Source organism: Pseudomonas sp. LBUM1645 (assembly GCF_059716185.1).
The window spans coordinates 5482655-5500051 of record NZ_CP166811.1; the positions used below are offsets into that span (position 1 = coordinate 5482655).

At 54.4% G+C, this 17397-nt stretch carries 11 protein-coding genes and 1 riboswitch; of the genes, 6 read left to right on the top strand and 5 right to left on the bottom strand.

Annotation, left to right across the window (positions count from 1 at the left end):
• Nucleotides 1–34: 34 nt before the first annotated feature.
• From ACA079_RS24830 to ACA079_RS24850, 5 genes are all read right to left on the bottom strand, one after another.
• Entirely contained in the window at nucleotides 35–5629 is a 5595-nt protein-coding gene (locus tag ACA079_RS24830) for a calcium-binding protein (RefSeq protein ID WP_497701286.1), read from the bottom strand.
• A gap of 2 nt (nucleotides 5630–5631) precedes the next feature.
• Complete coding sequence (locus ACA079_RS24835; protein WP_497701287.1) at nucleotides 5632–6489, bottom strand: hypothetical protein; 858 nt, start codon at nucleotides 6487–6489, stop codon at nucleotides 5632–5634.
• A 31-nt stretch (nucleotides 6490–6520) separates the two neighbouring features.
• Nucleotides 6521–7741 carry a glycosyltransferase family 4 protein gene (locus ACA079_RS24840; RefSeq protein WP_497701288.1) on the bottom strand — a complete coding sequence of 407 codons (1221 nt, stop codon included), beginning with the start codon at nucleotides 7739–7741 and terminating at the stop codon, nucleotides 6521–6523.
• A 316-nt stretch (nucleotides 7742–8057) separates the two neighbouring features.
• Entirely contained in the window at nucleotides 8058–8513 is a 456-nt protein-coding gene (locus tag ACA079_RS24845) for a hypothetical protein (RefSeq protein ID WP_497701289.1), read from the bottom strand.
• A gap of 167 nt (nucleotides 8514–8680) precedes the next feature.
• A complete protein-coding gene (locus tag ACA079_RS24850; RefSeq protein ID WP_497701290.1) occupies nucleotides 8681–8923 on the bottom strand; it encodes a hypothetical protein in 243 nt (80 codons plus the stop codon).
• Between the two features lie 277 nt (nucleotides 8924–9200).
• Nucleotides 9201–9301, top strand: a riboswitch (guanidine-I (ykkC/yxkD leader).
• A gap of 62 nt (nucleotides 9302–9363) precedes the next feature.
• On the opposite strand from ACA079_RS24850, the gene ACA079_RS24855 reads away from it, so the two are divergent.
• From ACA079_RS24855 to uca, 6 genes are all read left to right on the top strand, one after another.
• A complete protein-coding gene (locus tag ACA079_RS24855) occupies nucleotides 9364–10431 on the top strand; it encodes a putative urea ABC transporter substrate-binding protein (RefSeq protein WP_415759501.1) in 1068 nt (355 codons plus the stop codon).
• A gap of 16 nt (nucleotides 10432–10447) precedes the next feature.
• Nucleotides 10448–11263: an ABC transporter permease gene (locus tag ACA079_RS24860; RefSeq protein ID WP_497701291.1), complete on the top strand. Its 816-nt coding sequence runs from the start codon at nucleotides 10448–10450 to the stop codon at nucleotides 11261–11263.
• On the top strand, nucleotides 11260–12048 hold the full coding sequence (locus ACA079_RS24865; RefSeq protein ID WP_497701292.1) for an ABC transporter ATP-binding protein: 789 nt from the start codon (nucleotides 11260–11262) through the stop codon (nucleotides 12046–12048). Before ACA079_RS24860 ends, ACA079_RS24865 begins: the two co-directional genes overlap by 4 nt.
• Nucleotides 12049–12060: 12 nt before the next feature.
• The gene (locus ACA079_RS24870) at nucleotides 12061–12786 is read left to right on the top strand and encodes an urea amidolyase associated protein UAAP1 (protein ID WP_497701293.1); all 726 of its coding nucleotides are present in this window, start codon (nucleotides 12061–12063) and stop codon (nucleotides 12784–12786) included.
• A gap of 11 nt (nucleotides 12787–12797) precedes the next feature.
• Nucleotides 12798–13439 (top strand): urea amidolyase associated protein UAAP2, encoded by a 642-nt coding sequence (locus tag ACA079_RS24875; protein ID WP_452625271.1) that lies wholly within the window; start codon nucleotides 12798–12800, stop codon nucleotides 13437–13439.
• Between the two features lie 306 nt (nucleotides 13440–13745).
• On the top strand, nucleotides 13746–17390 hold the full coding sequence (gene uca / locus ACA079_RS24880; RefSeq protein ID WP_497701294.1) for an urea carboxylase: 3645 nt from the start codon (nucleotides 13746–13748) through the stop codon (nucleotides 17388–17390).
• The last annotated feature ends 7 nt before the right edge of the window (nucleotides 17391–17397 follow it).

The following is a 17397-nucleotide window of genomic DNA, read 5'->3' on the forward strand; positions in this document are numbered from 1 at the left end:
TGTAGTCATCACCTGTTTGGCATCGAAGTAATAATTAACCGTCAAGCCCATAAAATTGTGTTATTTCCTTCACTGCCTGCAACGCTTCATCGTCATTACGCAACAAGATGTCTTCCACATCCCTTAGCGGGGGTAAAGCGTGTAGAAGCTCAACAAGTTGGTCCGCAGTGTAGTCTTGAGGAATTCTATCCACTCCTTGTACTCTGATAAAACTTATCGCAGCGTCGCCTCCTAAAAAATGATTAACCACTCGTATCTTCGGAGACGAACCATAATTCACCACTACGACGAGATCATCATTATCGCGGTGAAATTTCAGCTGTTGGATGGATGCATCGAAATCCGTAAAATCGATCCCATCAATACCGCCAGATGTATTAACAATCAAATCTCTTCCCAGTCCGTCATATTTGTAAACATCATTGCCCGCGCCACCGGCTAGAGTGTCGTCACCCGGTCCTCCCCAAAGAACATCGTCTCCTGAACCGCCCGAGATCGAATCATTTCCCTGCATGCCTCTTATCTCACCTGACCCACTCAAAGTGTCATCACCTCGACCACCAACGAGAGGAAGCGCTTTATTATCACGAGAAGATCTGACCAAAGGAGCACTGGCCACCAAAACGCCATGGTGGTAAGTATCAGGAGCAGGACCTAATTTGCTGTTAGCGATAAGCTGTTCCAAGCGAATGGTCGCACCGTCTGCAAACTTTATAACTTCAATACCAGAACCACCAAGATCACTTGCATTCGGCAATACAATACGAACTTGTTGTTCCTTACCCCAGGAAATATCAAGCGTTGAGTACAGCATCAGCCCTCGGGGTGGACTGCGATAGGTACCACGCTGTGGTTTTGGTGATAACTCTATATTGACCGCTTCAACCAATACGGCACCCCAACTTAATTGCAACTGCTCAAGAATTATCCCATCCGGAAGTCTAACGGTATCAGTATCGTCTAGCCCGGACTCAGATTTCCACCCGGCAACCCCAACTTCAGGACGGAGAAAAACAGGGCTTAACATATCCGCAATAATGGTGGTCGCTCCAGCATGCGCGCCTATTATATAAGTGTCAGGACCATTCTCGCCGTAAAGCCAATCATGCCCTGAGCCACTGACTAAATAATCCGCACCGTCTGATCCAAGCAGCGTATCGTTTCCCGCCCCGCCTGAAAGAAACGCACCGAGTGTGTTACCTTCATGTTCACCATAATAAACGTCAGGATCCTTAACAGTGACGACTAAATCATCGCCCGTCCCGCCATGAAAAATATTGCCACCTTCAAGATTTACTCTACCGCCTGAGTCATCGCCCTGAACAACTTGGTGCCTAACGGTTTCAGTGGTGACATCCCAACTGAACTGCTTATAACTAACCGCACCATCTTCGAAGCTTCCAGCAGGATAAACATACCAACCTTGAATTACACCTGTGACGCTTTTATTTTCGATGACAATTTCCCCAGCACTTAAAGCAAACCCACTATAGCTTGAGCCAGAGGGATAGTATTGCGGCTCTTGTTTTGGCGTGTATTTCAGCCCACCTACCACTGAAGGTATCGACTCAGTGCGGGACGTTGTATTTGAAGATCTGTCACTGAGTACTGCTCTACCAGAAACAAGACTCATTCGACCCGGAGTTTCCGATAATGATCCTGCCTGGAAGCTTTCAACAATTAAATTGGTTTTTTCGTGGTAGTTGTACTCATCATCAGCGATATAGCTTTTACTCCAAGCGCCCTGAGCATTTAGCACGAACCCCGATGCCAGTATAAATGCCGAGCGGCGCTTTTTCATGTTCGCCAGAAACTCTTCGCCCCACAGTTTGTCACTATCACCGTCAAGGCGAGGAGTATCGGTCGCAGCATTATTGGTATCCGCCGCCTCATTATAATTTTCATTATCTCCGGATTGCTCCGTAACATCAGGGCTATCTGTAACCCCGACGCTACTTCCGTCTGCGCCACCTACCAGAGATGTTTCTACCAAAGACGAAACTTCTGCCGGCTTTTGGACTATTTTCATAACATCCTGAAAACTTAAAACAACCCCGTCACTGAAACCAAATGATGAATTTTGCCATTTTTCAAAATCGCGAATCAGAATGGCGTCACCTGAACCATTCGACAGTCGTAATACCGGCCCAATATCAACAACAATAATGTCAGCCTTTAAACTATCCGCAGTAAATCCAGATCCAAATTTTATGACGTTATTTCCGCCTGTATCTGCGATAACGTCGAGTCCATCACCAGTACCAAAATGATAAGTATCGTCGCCGTCTTGCCCATCCAGATAGTCGTTGCCGGCGCCACCTGCAAAAACGTTATTGCCGGAACCACCACGAAGATAGTCCACACCTGCATCGCCATATAATGTGTCGTTTCCACCACCGCCTAATAGAGTGTCGTTACCTGGACCTCCATCAAGATAATCTGCGCCATGTTCCATTTCGGGTGTTTGCTCATAGTCACCCAGCAAGAAGTCATCATCAGCACCTCCGTAAAGTGTATCGGCGCCTAAGCCTCCCCAGATCGTATCGTTTCCTGCATCGCCTCGAACGTAGTCATCATTGGCTCCACCCGATTGTAGGTTTTGCTCATCTCCATCCAGGGCGTCAGCCCCTTGTCCCCCGATCAGCGTATCGGAGCCTCCCATGCCTCGGAGAGTGTCATCACCAATGCCGCCATCAAGGAAATCGTCACCGTGGTAGCGAATTGGGTGATCGGCATAATCGCCAGATAGATCATCGTTACCTGCGCCGCCATAAAGTAAATCATCAGCACCGCCACCTTGAAGGGAGTCGTCACCCGCACCACCATCCAGAAAATCATTACCAAAAGAATTCGCGGCGTCACCCTCAATACCCTGCAATACAGGGTCATCTCCTTTTAGATCATCGTTACCCATTCCGCCGTACAACACATCGCTACCACCGTTACCAGCAAGTTCATCATTGCCATCCCCTCCAACCAACAAATCGTTGCCGTGGTGCCTGCTTTGGAGACCACCAGCCCAATCAAGGTTGTCTCCCGCCAATGTGTCGTTGCCGTCCCCGCCACTAAGCGTGTCATTTCCCCCATCGCCGCTCAGGACATCGTTTTCAGTTCCGCCATCGAGCAAATCATCCCCCCAGCCACCAGAGATAAAGTCCCGACCACCTTGACCGTAAAGAATGTCATTGCCCCCCTCCAAAGGGTTGCTAAGGGACGCTTTGGCATACACGTTACGCATGCTGACGACACCGTCGCCGAGAGGAACGTCAATCCTTTTAAAATTCCAGTTTTTCTCCAACACACCGGTCACTTCATCACCGGATAAATTGTCGTCGCCGGCTCCCCCAATGAGCGTATCTCGACCGTTGCCTCCGAGTAGCACGTCTCGAGACCCGGTGCCCACAAGTAGATCATCGCCCTGCCCCCCATCAAGCCAATCACCACGACTCGCCTTCCCGCGAAGGGCTCCATCAGCCAACGCTTGTTCGATTGTTGATTGCTTATCCCCAAACAACCGGTCATTTCCACCTTTACCGAATAACCGATCAGAACCACCAAGCCCAATAATTACGTTGTCGTTCGGCGATCCGTAAAGTGAGTCGGCCTTGTTTCTCTGCTTTACATTCGGCATCACCACAACATTACCTAGTTCATCGTAAGAGAACTGATCACCGGGAACATCTGGGTCGGTATCTTTTGCTTTCCAATCACCCATTACGGTTAGATCGGGTCTCGGAATCGGCTGAACTTTGTAATCCGGGAGTTGGACGCCCAACATTCCTGGCGTGTAGTGCTTTATAACAACCAGGTCATTCTGACCGTATTTGATATTGAGTGTTTTTTCAGTGAGTTCTTCGATGATGGTTAAAGTAATGGCGCCATCTTCAGTAACCCAGGTATTACTCAGAGGGCCACTTCGTTTAGGGACAGGAATCGGAAGGCCATTTATAAGTATCTGACCATCAATGTTCAAATCGAAAATCTGATCGATTCCATCGCCACTCGAAAATTCATATCGATCTTTTCCGGTGCCTCCAATCAGAATATCGTTACCCTTGCCACCCACTAAGACATCGTCACCCGACATCCCATGTAGCGCGTCATTCCCCTCTCCGCCGCTTAACGAATCGCGACCATGACCACCTTCAATATAATCGTTTCCTTCTCGCCCCTTGAGAGTGTCATTGCCCGCGCCACCGTAAAGATGGTCGAGATTTGCTCCCCCGCTGAACGAGCGGCCTCCATCATCACCAAACATGACCAGCGGATTTGAAACCCCTGTAGTCATTGGCGCCTGTTTACCTGATGCAAGATCTGAGTAAGAAAACTTCTGAGCCGTGTTTTCACCGAATGATTCGTTGGTCCTGGCTATCAGGCGGCCTAACATATCTGCGCGATCAATAAGCCATTGCTCAGTGATGACGCCTTCGCCGGTTTTCGAGTCATAGAGTTCCAGACCGCGCCCTGAAAAACCGTCGTCTCTTTCTATAACTATTTCGCTCAGCTGCTTTAGAGAGTTTCGTAACGCCTGCCCGATAGACGTATCTTGGGCGGCTAGTACCCCCCACTCAGAAGCGCTGCCGTATTCCCCAATTGTCTTCGCAACAATGCTTTGGGATTGACTCGGTGGGAACGCCGAGAAAAACGTATAGGCGTTAGCGGCAAACGTTTCATCCGTAGTAGGTACAACAGTAGAGTTTCCTTCGTATGTTCGTCTAAACATGTCAAAGAAGGCATTCACGCCGTATCTTAGGATCAGATTAACCAATGGTGAAATAGGCGTACCTTTAACCACATACTGGATTAGTGGATTAACACTCCCGCTACTAAGTGCCACATTTATCTGCTCTGGCACAACTGAAAACAAGCTCTCAAAAATATTGCTGCCGAAATTTCTGATCACCGCTTCAAGCGCCACACTGTATGAATCTATGGCAAACAGGATATTCTTGAAATCATCGATTCTATTAACCTTCGCTTGTTCATGACTCCCTTTTATTTCCGATCCGGGATCACCCGCTGATATCAATCTCCACGTTTCATAGGGAAACTCCCCACCCAACAGACTAAACGCGATTGCCCCCGACCATCCTGAATTACGACTTGAGGCAGTATCTTCTGTACCACTTTCGTCTTCGAACAATATTTCACCGACGGCTCTTGCATCGATGGAAGCTATCTGGCTAATTAAAGGCACTGTCCACGGATCCAAATCATCTATTACTGACCCGTGCATCAGGGAATTAACGAAATTGACTGCCACCCCATTAGATGCCCTCTGTATCAACTCAGCACTAAACGTTTCATTCAACCTTAACTGTCCTTGCCGCACCGTATAAGCACGAATTAAAGCTGAGAAAGCACCTCGTCCTCCATTGGCATCAATCGCCACATCGAGCCAGAGTTTGGCACTATTTAAAGTACGCTTAACGTTTCCACCAAACACAACTCGCTCTGAAAGTTTTTCACCAATAATATTTGACAACTCTTGATAGAAAGGCGCGCAATTTTGGCCCTCTATAGCTACTGCTTTGTATCGCTCCTCTTCCGAATCGAACACCATCCCATTACATATACTGACAGCATCGAAAATTCTTTTTTTCTCTAAGACACCAAAAACGTAGCTCATAGTTACTTCCCTGTAATTATAGAGTTCGAAAGATATTCACTAATCATCTGAAGCGCTATAGGAGCGCCAAGTAACGATTCAGTTCCAGTTCCTATGCGAGCATCCCCACCTGCAAAATCAAAATTATGCAATTCGACCGTGCAATAGGCTTTTAAGGCACCAAAATCTAAATTTTCCAGCTGTAACTTATTAAACTTCAACAGATCCGCCTTACTCACTCCACTTTCTAAAGTTTTCTTCCTCGGTGAGTCCAAACCGTCACACGATATCGTGCGCGGAGTTCCGTCACGTCGACGCCAGTCACGTATTACAAAACTTGTAACTGAGAATTCATTCTTAATACTAGGAGGGGGAGCGGTAAGCCAGAGCTCCAAGCCCGGATAATTTTTTAGTTTTACAGTAAGCTCATCAGGCCAATCGATAGTCTTACGTCCCATAGTGTACGGTTCGGTGGATGGTTTTCTTGTATACAACCTGGCAGCCACATTGAAATGCCCCCAGCTAGATGGTTTTTCTTTCCCACTCTCCTGGTATTCTGTGCGGAGTTCAGTCCCCGTCCACCAAAAAGACCCCTCAAGAACATCTGCAATACACAGCCCGTCCCTCGTTGAAGAACCAAAATGAAATCCTGGTATCCGAGGTCTATCAAGAAGACTCCCGCCCAAGATGGGAACCTGTTCCATACCTGCAAGTTTTTGACTACATTTTTTTGATACCTCACGTTGATGCTCTCTTGCTTCTGCCATGCGTTCCCATTCAATATAAAAATCCACCACCCAATAACAAAAAGCTAAAAACAAACCGTACTTCAGAATCGATTTACACCACCCATATGCACCTTTGCGAAACACCTTATACATTTCAAACTCCATTTTAAAATGATCAAACAGCTTATCTAGAACAACAACCAGACATCACGCGATCAAAAATATCAAAATAGCCCTTTACACCATTCCTTACATCGAACCTGCTCACTGTAAGTTTCGAAGATTTTTTAATTAAACTAAAATCACCCGGAGACCGTAGAATATTGCAAACCTTTCCCGCTATCGCTTCACCATCAAAGAAATCCACCAACAATCCATTTACACCGTCAACAATCACCTCTTTGACTGGAGCGGTATCGGAGCCTATTACGACACATCCAGACGCCATAGCCTCTAGCAATGACCAAGACAAAACGAAGGGATACGTTAAATAAACATGAACGTCTGAAACCCGCAAAATAGCTCTATACGTTGCATAAGGCAGCTTGCCGGTAAAATGCACTTTGGAAAGATCCACTTTTAATTCAGCCACCATTTTGCTGCGCCAGTTTTTATACCCTATGGGCATACGCCCATAACTTACTCCATCTCCTCCTACTATTATGATTTTGGCGTCTGGGCACTGAGCTTGAATGTATGGGATAGACCTCATAAAACTATGAAACCCGCGATATGGCTCAAGGTTTCTGGCAACGTACGTCACGATTGATTGGCCGGTTTTTATCACGTGCCCACTGGGTAACTTTACAGAGGCAACCGGCACAGGTTCGGGAGATTGCAAAGGGACACCTTCATGAATCACATGAATTTTAGAGTGATAATTGGGTGGAAACAGACTGCGTTGCCAATGTGTTGGTGATATTCCAACATCACATTGCTCAAGATTCAAAAGGTGCATCGAATTCAGGAGACGAAGCCTTGATGATGCATCTACGGCACACGGGAATTCTGGATCGAAACCCATATCCGCACCCTTTGAATGATAATAATATTCACAGAAATGAATGAGCGGAATGTCAGGATATACATCCTTTACGAACAGTGTTTCACCCCATCCCGGATGAGCGAGTATCACATCAGGGTAATAACCTTCTTGCTTCAGCTTCGTCAACACTCTAAGGACTTGTTGACCATCAAATATCGCCTCTTCATATTTATGCAAATACGGATGAACAACATCTGATTTTTTCCTTATAGTCCGATATCGAAAGAGCTTTATTCCAGGAACACCCGGAGCAGTATTTCTCCCTATCGCAGTAACTGTGATGTTTGGTCGACTCAGCGCCGCCAATGCAACATGCCGAAATTGACCGGGGAAGTTTTGATGAATAATGAGTAAATTCATGATTTGACCGACTTTCTTCCTTAGATACCCCCGTTAAATTGAAGTTTTTCCAACATCAATGTGAATGCACAAACGCTAACAAATGCGCAGAAATAAAACTGTAGGAGGGTTCCGAGAACACCCGAGGAGATGGGCAAGACGAGTGTTTTTTCGAATCGAGCAGGAGCGCCCCTCTTTCTTTCCTGCCACCGGCTGTACGATTTCGTTGAGGGCTTCACCTCCAACGCCAGTCACGACCCAACGAGCGATGGCTGACGCAGCGCAAAAAAAAAGCGGCGCCTGATGCGCCGCTTTTTTGTAGAGGTTTTTGTGAGGACTACCGGTGGCCGCCTCGGCCATCGTGATTGCCGCGACTGCTGTGCTCGCCCCTTCCGCCACGGTTGTCGCGTCCGCCATGGCCGCCGCGATAGTCGTTGTTTCCTCCGCGGTTACGGCCGTCCCAACCGCCACGGTTATGACCATCCCAGCCGCGATTCTGATGAGCCCGGTAGTCGGCTCGTGGCGACGACTGATAATAACGCGGTGCCGGTTGATAAACCCGCGGCTGATGGTAATACCGCGGCGTTGGCTGGTAATACCGCGCTGGCGGTGAGTAGTACCGGCGTGGTTGCGTGTAATAACCGCCGCCGCCTGAGTAGTAAGGCCCGCCGTCATAATAGGATGGCGAGGTATAGACCTCGGAACGGTAATAGCTGGCTCCTCCATCGGAATAAGGCACGCATGCACCAAGAGACAATCCCAATACAGCAATCAGAAGAATTCGCAGATACATGGCGGCCTCCTGGACCGCGAGTGAGCCACACCAGCGACGCTGGCAGGCGACAGTCAATTATTCGGTGACTGTCGAAAGATCAGACATCGTTTTCCAAATCTGGTGCGTTCGTGAAACACATTGAAACAAGTCGCCGATGAAAGGTTTTTCATCCATTCACCCGCTGATTAATGGTGGCCACCACGATATCCACCGCCGTAATAACGTGGCGAATGCCCGCCCCAATAGTAGTAGCGATAGCCGCCATAAAAGCGCGGACCATAGTAATAACGCGGTCCGTAATAGTAGGAATAAGGCGAATAGCCGGGGTAGTAATAAGGCGCGGAGTACACATCGTAGCCACCGGCATAGTAGTAGCAGCCGGATAGCCCAAGACCGAGAACCATACCGAACAACAGTCGACGAAACATGGCGGCCTCCTGAAAGACCCACAACCGGAACAGGCCGGCTGACACCATTTTTGACTGGAAATGCTCCATCGAGTGCCGGGCGGCGCCAACCTTCAGATCGGCGGCCGATACGTCCCATTGCGGTGCGCCGGCGCACCATCACAAGGCAAGACTTTCTCCCCGTCCATAAGCGCCAATCGCGCAATGCCGCAGGCCAGACGGCTCAAGCCGACTTGGCACGGCTCTCGCTTTAGCAAAGACGTGCAGGAGTCATCACAGGTTCGCGGCACCACAATTTGCAATGGCTGACTAGGGTTCCGGCTCGCTAAGGCGAGTGGCTGGTCCGAGAGTTGGCGACCTCCAGTTGAGGTTACACGGCGGGACAAAAGCCCGGGAGACAAGCCACCGTTCGCGGTGCCGCGTTGACTCCTGCCCGCCCTTGATCAACTGGAGAACCACCCATGCTCAAGCTTCGTTTACCCGCCCTGCTCGCCGCTGCTTTCGCAGCCTTCGTGAGCGTCTCGTCCCAAGCCGCACAAAAAGACCACTTCAGCGTCTGCTGGACCATCTACGCCGGCTGGATGCCCTGGGAATACGCTGGCAGCCAAGGCATCGTCGATAAATGGGCAAAGAAGTACGGCATCAAGATTGATGTGGTGCAGCTCAATGACTACGTCGAATCCATCAACCAATACACCGCCGGCCAGTTCGACGGCTGCACCATGACCAACATGGATGCGCTGACCATTCCGGCGGCTGGCGGCGTCGACAGCACCGCGCTGATCGTCAGCGACTTCTCCAACGGCAACGACGGTATTGTGCTCAAGGGCGACGGCAAGAAAGTCACCGACCTCAAAGGCATGGACGTCAATCTGGTGGAGCTCTCGGTTTCCCACTACCTGCTGGCCCGGGCGCTGGATTCGGTCGATCTCACCGAGAAAGACCTGAAAGTGGTCAACACCTCCGACGCCGACATCTCGGCTGCCTTCAACACCGATCAGGTCAACGCTGTCACCACCTGGAACCCGATGCTTTCGGACATCAAGGCCAAGCCTGCGGTGACCGAAGTGTTCAACTCCAGCCAGATCCCCGGCGAAATCATGGACATGATGGTGGTCAACTCATCGACCCTCAAAGACAACCCGGCGCTGGGCAAAGCACTGACCGGCGCCTGGTTTGAAGTGGTCGAGTTGATGAACGCGAAAAATGCCGCCAGCAAAGCCGCGCTCGAACACATGGCCAAAGCCTCGGGCACCGATCTGGCCGGTTTCCAGTCGCAACTGGACACCACCAAATTGTTCGCCACACCCAAAGAAGCCCTGGCGTTCTCCACCAGCAAGCAACTGCCGGAAACCATGCGCAAGGTGGCCGAATTCTCGTTCCAGCACGGCTTGCTGGGTGAAGGCGCCAAAGACACCAGCGCAGTCGGCATGGCATTCGCCAATGGCGTGACCAGCGGCGACAAGACCAACCTCAAGCTGCGCTTCGACCCGACCTACGTGCAGATGGCCGCCGACGCGAAGCTGTAATCAAGAGGACCTGGCCATGCGCCTGATCAATCGCCACCCGGATCGCCCGAGTCGCCTGCTGTTGGTGATCCTGCCGTTCGCCCTGGTGCTGTTCGCCTACTTCATGGGCTCGGCCGAGCGGCTGACGGACAACCCCAACGACAAACTGCTACCGAGCACCGTGCAGATGACCGACGCGATGAAACGCCTGGCGTTCACCGCCGACACCCGCACCGGTGAATACGTGTTGTGGCAAGACACCGCGTCCAGCCTGCGACGCCTGGCCATCGGCCTCGGTATCAGCGCGCTGGCCGGGCTGTTCCTGGGCATCGCCGCCGGTACGCTGCCGCTGTTTGGCGCGCCGTTGTCGCCGTTGCTGACGGTGCTGTCGATGGTGCCGCCGCTGGCGATTCTGCCAATTCTGTTCATCGTGTTCGGGCTGGGGGAATTGTCGAAAGTGATGCTGATCGTGATCGGTATTACCCCGTGCCTCGCTCGTGATCTGGAGCAACGTGCCCGTGAGATACCGGTCGAGTTGCTGATCAAGGCCCAGACCCTCGGCGCTTCGACCTGGACGCTGATGCTGCGGGTAGTGCTACCGCAACTGCTGCCACGCTTGTTGATCTCGCTACGGCTGATGCTTGGCTCGGCGTGGTTGTTCCTGATCGCCGCCGAAGCCATCGCCTCCACCGACGGCCTCGGTTACCGGATTTTCCTGGTGCGCCGTTACCTGGCGATGGACGTGATTCTGCCCTATGTGGTCTGGATCACCCTGCTCGCCTGGCTAATGGATTGGGGCCTGAAACGCCTGACCCAACGGGCGTTCCCTTGGTATGAGGGGGCCCGCGCATGAGCTTCATCACAGTGAAAAATGTCTGGCAGCAATACGCCGATCAGGTGGTGCTCGAAGGGCTGAACCTGAACGTCAACGAGGGTGAATTCTGCACCTTGGTCGGTGCGTCGGGTTGCGGTAAGTCGACCTTCCTGCGGCTGTTGCTCGGCCAGGAACGCGCCAGTCGCGGCGAGATTCTGTTGGATGGCCAGGCCTTGGCAGGCGAGCCGGATGCGAGCCGTGGCGTAGTGTTCCAGCGCTACTCGGTGTTCCCGCATTTAACGGTGCTGGACAACGTCGCCCTCGGCCTCGAACTACCGCGCTCGCCTCTGCTTGGGCGCTTGTTTGGCAGCGCAAAAAAAGACGCACGCGAACAAGCCTCAGTACTACTGCACAAAGTCGGCCTCGGCCATTCACTGGACAAGTACCCGGCGCAATTGTCCGGCGGCATGCAACAACGGCTGGCCATCGCCCAGGCGCTGATCATGAAACCCCGCGTGTTGCTGCTCGACGAACCGTTCGGCGCCCTCGATCCGGGCATCCGCAAAGACATGCACGGCCTGCTGCTGGAGCTGTGGCGCGAGACGCAACTGACGGTGTTCATGGTCACCCACGACCTGTCCGAAGGCTTCAGCCTCGGCACTCGCCTGCTGGTGTTCGACAAGGTTCGCCTCGACCCGCACGCCCCCGGCGCCTATGGCGCCCGCATCACTTACGACATCCCTTTGAACAGCGACCGCCGCACCAACCGTGCCGCCGTCGATGCCTTGCCGGCTGAGCTGGCAGGCACGCTTCGTACCGCTTAAGAGGATTTGCACATGACTGAATCAACCCAACTCTTCCCGCCCTTCGCCGAAGAAATGCTCCCCGGCGGTGGCCATCGTTCCTTCGTGTTGAAACGCGGCCAATTGCTGCGCCTGACCGACCTGCAAGGGGGTGCCAACGTCAGCCTGACGCTGCTCAACGCCAACGAGAAAACCGAACGCCTGAACCTGCCCGACAGCCTCAAATGCCAACACACGGCCAAGCTCACCACCGGCCATTGCCTGTACTCGGACATGGGTCGCGTGCTGGCCGCAATCACCGCCGACACCTGTGGCTGGAGCGACAGCCTCGGCGGCGTGCTGTGCGCTGAAGAAGTCGCGGAAAAATACGGCGCGGGGCGCTATCAGGAACTGCGCAACGGCTTCTTCCGCAACGGCACCGACAACCTGTTGGTGGAGCTGGGCAAGTGGGGCCTCGGTCTGTCCGACCTGCTGATGACGCTCAACCTGTTCAGCCGCGTGAACGTCGATGAAGCCGGACATTTCCACTTCGTCGAAGGCAACTCAAAGGCTGGCGATTACATCGAGTTGTACGCGCCGATGGACACGCTGTTGGTGCTCACCGCCCTGCAACATCCGATGGACCCTTCGCCTGAGTACGCGCCGAAACCATTGAAGTTGAGCTGGATGAACGCTGACGCCAGCGTCGCCGAACACTGCCGCACCTCGCGCCCGGAAAACGAGCGCGGCTTCATCAACACCGACCGTCTGTTCGCCTGAGGATCGCTGCCATGTCACTTGCAATCGCTACTGCTCAAAAGCATCCAGAAGCTGCGGTCTACCGCGCCACCATCCCGGCCGGCGAACCGTGGCTGATGGAGGTCAAGGCTGGCCAGACCTTGCGCATCCTCGACCTGGAAGGCAATCAGGCCGTCGACACCTTGTTCTACAGCGTTGCCAATCCTAAGGAACGCTACGACGTGCAACGCACGTTGCGCCGGCAGAACAGCGTCTACCTGAGCACCGGGAGCGTGCTCTATTCCAACCTCGGCAAACCGATGCTCACCATCGTTGCCGACACCTGCGGCCGTCACGACACCCTCGGCGGTGCGTGCGCGCAAGAGAGCAACACCGTGCGTTATGCGTTGGAGAAACGCTACATGCACAGCTGCCGCGACAACTACCTGCGCGCCTGCGTTCACGATGGACGACTGGGCAAGGGCGACATCGGACCGAACATCAACTTCTTCATGAACGTGCCGGTCACGGCGGATGGCGGGCTGACGTTTGAAGACGGGATTTCGGCGCCGGGCAAATACGTTGATCTGCGGGCCGAGATGGACGTGATCGTGCTGATCTCCAACTGCCCGCAACTGAACAACCCGTGCAATGCCTACAACCCCACTCCTGCGGAGCTGCTGGTATGGAACTGAAATTCTCGCGGTTGCGTCTTTGGCTGTTTGCCCTGTGCCAGGCCCGTTCCGGCCAGTGCCTCAAACAGCCAAAACACCACTGAAACCTGTGGGAGCGAGCTTGCTCGCGATAGCGTCAGCACATTCACCATTAATGTCGACTGACACACCGCTATCGCGAGCAAGCTCGCTCCCACAGGGGTTGGGTGGTGTTCTGGAGTGAACTGATTCTGCCGTCGGGGACGACCTCGGCGCTCATCGAAAAACTGCGGGACGGCCCGCATCCCAGGTCGAGGCTGATGCGCTATCGCCTCCAGGGGTTATGCCATGTTCGAAAAAGTCCTGATTGCCAACCGTGGCGCCATCGCCTGTCGCATCCTGCGCACCCTGCGTGAGCTGCAAGTCAAAGGCGTTGCCGTTTACTCCGAAGCCGATGCCGCCAGTTTGCACATTCTGCAAGCGGATGAAGCCCACAGCCTCGGTGAAGGCGCAGCCGCCGGCACCTATCTGGCCGTCGAAAAAATCCTCGCCATCGCCAAATCCACCGGCGCCACGGCGATCCATCCGGGCTACGGCTTTCTCTCGGAAAACGCCGCGTTCGCCGAAGCCTGCGAAGCCGCCAACATCGCCTTTATCGGCCCGACGCCAGAGCAGCTGCGAGTGTTCGGCCTCAAGCACACCGCGCGCGCCTTGGCCAAGCAACACGGCGTGCCGATGCTCGAAGGCACCGAGTTGCTCGACAGCCTCGACGCGGCGCTGATTGCCGGCGAACAGGTCGGCTACCCGGTGATGCTCAAAAGCACCGCCGGCGGTGGCGGCATCGGCATGCGCGTGTGCCGCAGTGCGGCCGAATTGAGCGAATCCTTTGAAGCGGTCAAACGCCTCGGCCAGAACAACTTCAGCGACGCCGGGGTGTTCATCGAGAAGTACATCCAGCGCGCCCGCCACCTGGAAGTGCAGGTGTTCGGCGACGGTCGGGGCGAAGTGATTGCCCTCGGCGTGCGCGACTGCTCGGTGCAACGCCGCAACCAGAAAGTCCTCGAAGAAACCCCGGCGCCGAACCTGCCTGACGGCATGGCCGAAGAGTTGTGTGTGGCGGCGATCAAACTGGCGAAAGCGGTGAATTACCGCAGCGCCGGCACCGTTGAATTCGTCTTCGACAGCGAGGCTCAGCGGTTTTACTTTCTCGAAGTGAACACCCGTTTGCAGGTGGAGCACGGCGTCACCGAGCAAGTCTGGGGTGTGGATCTGGTGCGCTGGATGGTGGAACTCGCAGCCGGTGATTTGCCGCCGTTGAGCGAGTTGAGCCAAGGCTTGAAAGCCGACGGTCATGCGATTCAGGCACGGCTTTATGCCGAAGATCCGGGTCGCGATTTCCAGCCGAGCCCAGGCTTGCTGACCGCCGTGAACTTCCCTGCCGCCGATGGTAAACACCTGCGCATCGACACGTGGGTCGAGGCCGGTTGCGAGATTCCACCGTATTTCGATCCCATGATCGCCAAGGTCATCAGCTGGGCGCCAAGCCGCGAAGAAGCCGCTGCCGATCTGCATCAGGCGTTGGGCGACAGCCTGCTCTACGGGGTGGAAACCAACCGCAATTATTTGCGGCAGATTCTGCTCGATACGCCTTTCGCCAGCGGCCAGCCGTGGACGCGTTGCCTGGAAGGTCTGGTGCATCAGGCCACCACGTTTGAAGTGCTCAGCGCCGGCACTCAGACCAGCGTTCAGGACTATCCGGGTCGTCTTGGGTATTGGGCTGTGGGCGTGCCGCCGTCAGGGCCGATGGACAGTCGTGCGTTACGTCTGGGCAACCTTTTGCTGGGTAACGACGAAGGCGCCGCTGCGCTGGAAATCACCATGAGCGGGCCGCTGTTGCGCTTCAATTGCGACGCGGTGGTGGCGGTGACCGGGGCAGTGATTCCACTGACCCTTAATGGTGAAGTGGTGCCGATGAACACGGCTTTTCTGGTACCGGCGGGCGCTACTTTGAGCCTCGGTACGATTGCCGGAGCAGGCGCTCGCAGCTATTTGTGCCTGCGTGGAGGCCTGCAAGTGCCGGATTATCTGGGCAGCAAAAGCACCTTCACCCTTGGCCAGTTTGGTGGGCATGGTGGGCGTGCATTGCGGGCTGGCGACGTGTTGCATCTCCCTGCTTTGAACGACCGCAGCGCCGGTCAACAACTGGCTGAAGAACAGGTCACCGAGTTGCCCGTTCTGCGGCAGATCCGCGTGATCTACGGCCCTCACGGCGCACCGGAATACTTCACCGAAAACTACATCGGCACCTTCTTCACCACTCAGTGGGAAGTGCATTTCAACTCCAGCCGAACCGGTGTGCGGTTAATCGGGCCGAAGCCTGAATGGGTGCGTGCCGATGGCGGCGAAGCCGGGCTTCACCCGTCGAATATTCATGACAACCCGTACGCCATTGGTGCGGTGGATTTCACCGGTGACATGCCGGTAATCCTCGGTCCCGACGGCCCTAGCCTCGGCGGGTTTGTCTGCCCGGTGACGGTGATCGAGGCGGATCTTTGGCAGCTGGGCCAGCTCAAGGCTGGGGACAAAGTTCAGTTCCTCCCCGTCGACCTGAAGACCGCCCGCAATCTCGCCTTGAAATGGAATCACTGTGGGAGCGAGCTTGCTCGCGATGACGGCGGCACATCCAGCATTGATGTGACTGACACACCGCTATCGCGAGCAAGCTCGCTCCCACAGGGGATTGAGTCGCCTGTGGTGTTGGATTTGGGTCAGGGAGATACGCGACTCGTTGCGAGATTATCGGGGGACACTCATCTGCTGCTGGAAATCGGCGCCCCCGAACTTGACCTCGTCCTGCGCTTCCGCGCCCACGCCCTGATGCAAGCACTGGAAAGCCAAAACCTGCACGGCGTCATCGACCTGACACCCGGCATTCGCTCGCTGCAAGTGCACTACCAACCCGAACAACTGCCGCTGGCCGATCTGCTCGGCATCGTCGCCGGCGAATGGGACGCCGTGTGCGCCGCCAAGGACCTGCAAGTCCCCTCGCGCATCGTCCATCTGCCGTTGTCCTGGGACGACCCGGCCTGCCAGTTGGCGATCGAAAAATACATGACCACCGTGCGCAAGGACGCCCCGTGGTGCCCAAGCAATCTGGAGTTCATCCGCCGCATCAACGACCTGCCAAACCTCGACGAAGTGCAGCGCACGGTGTTCGACGCCAGCTACCTGGTGATGGGCCTGGGCGACGTCTACCTCGGTGCACCGGTGGCCACGCCACTCGACCCGCGGCATCGCCTGGTGACCACCAAGTACAACCCGGCCCGCACCTGGACCGCGGAAAACTCGGTGGGCATCGGTGGTGCTTACATGTGCGTGTACGGCATGGAAGGCCCTGGCGGTTATCAGTTCGTCGGCCGCACTTTGCAGATGTGGAATCGCTATCGCGAGGTCGCCGCATTCGATGGCAAACCGTGGTTGCTGCGCTTCTTTGACCAGATCCGTTTCTACCCGGTCAGCGCCGATGAACTGCTGCGCATTCGACGGGATTTCCCCCTCGGGCGCTTCGATCTGAACATCGAGCACAGTCAGCTGAATCTGGCGGATTACCAAGCCTTCCTGACGAAGGAAGCCGAGAGCATTGCCGCGTTTCGTGATCAGCAAAAAGGCGCGTTCAACGCCGAACGCGAACGCTGGATCGCCAGTGGCCAGGCGCATTTCGACAGCGAAGAACTTGTCCCGGAAGTGACCGACGACGCACCGCTTGCCAGCGGTCAGCAGAGCGTCGACAGCCACATCGCCGGCAACCTTTGGCAGGTTCAGGTTGAAACCGGTAGCCGGGTTGCCGCGGGTGATGTGCTGGTGATTCTGGAGTCGATGAAAATGGAAATCCCATTGCTCGCACCCATGGCCGGGGTGGTACGCGAGATCCGCGTGCAACCGGGTTCGGCGGTGCGCGCTGGACAACGCGTCGTGGTGCTGGAACTCGACTGAATTCATT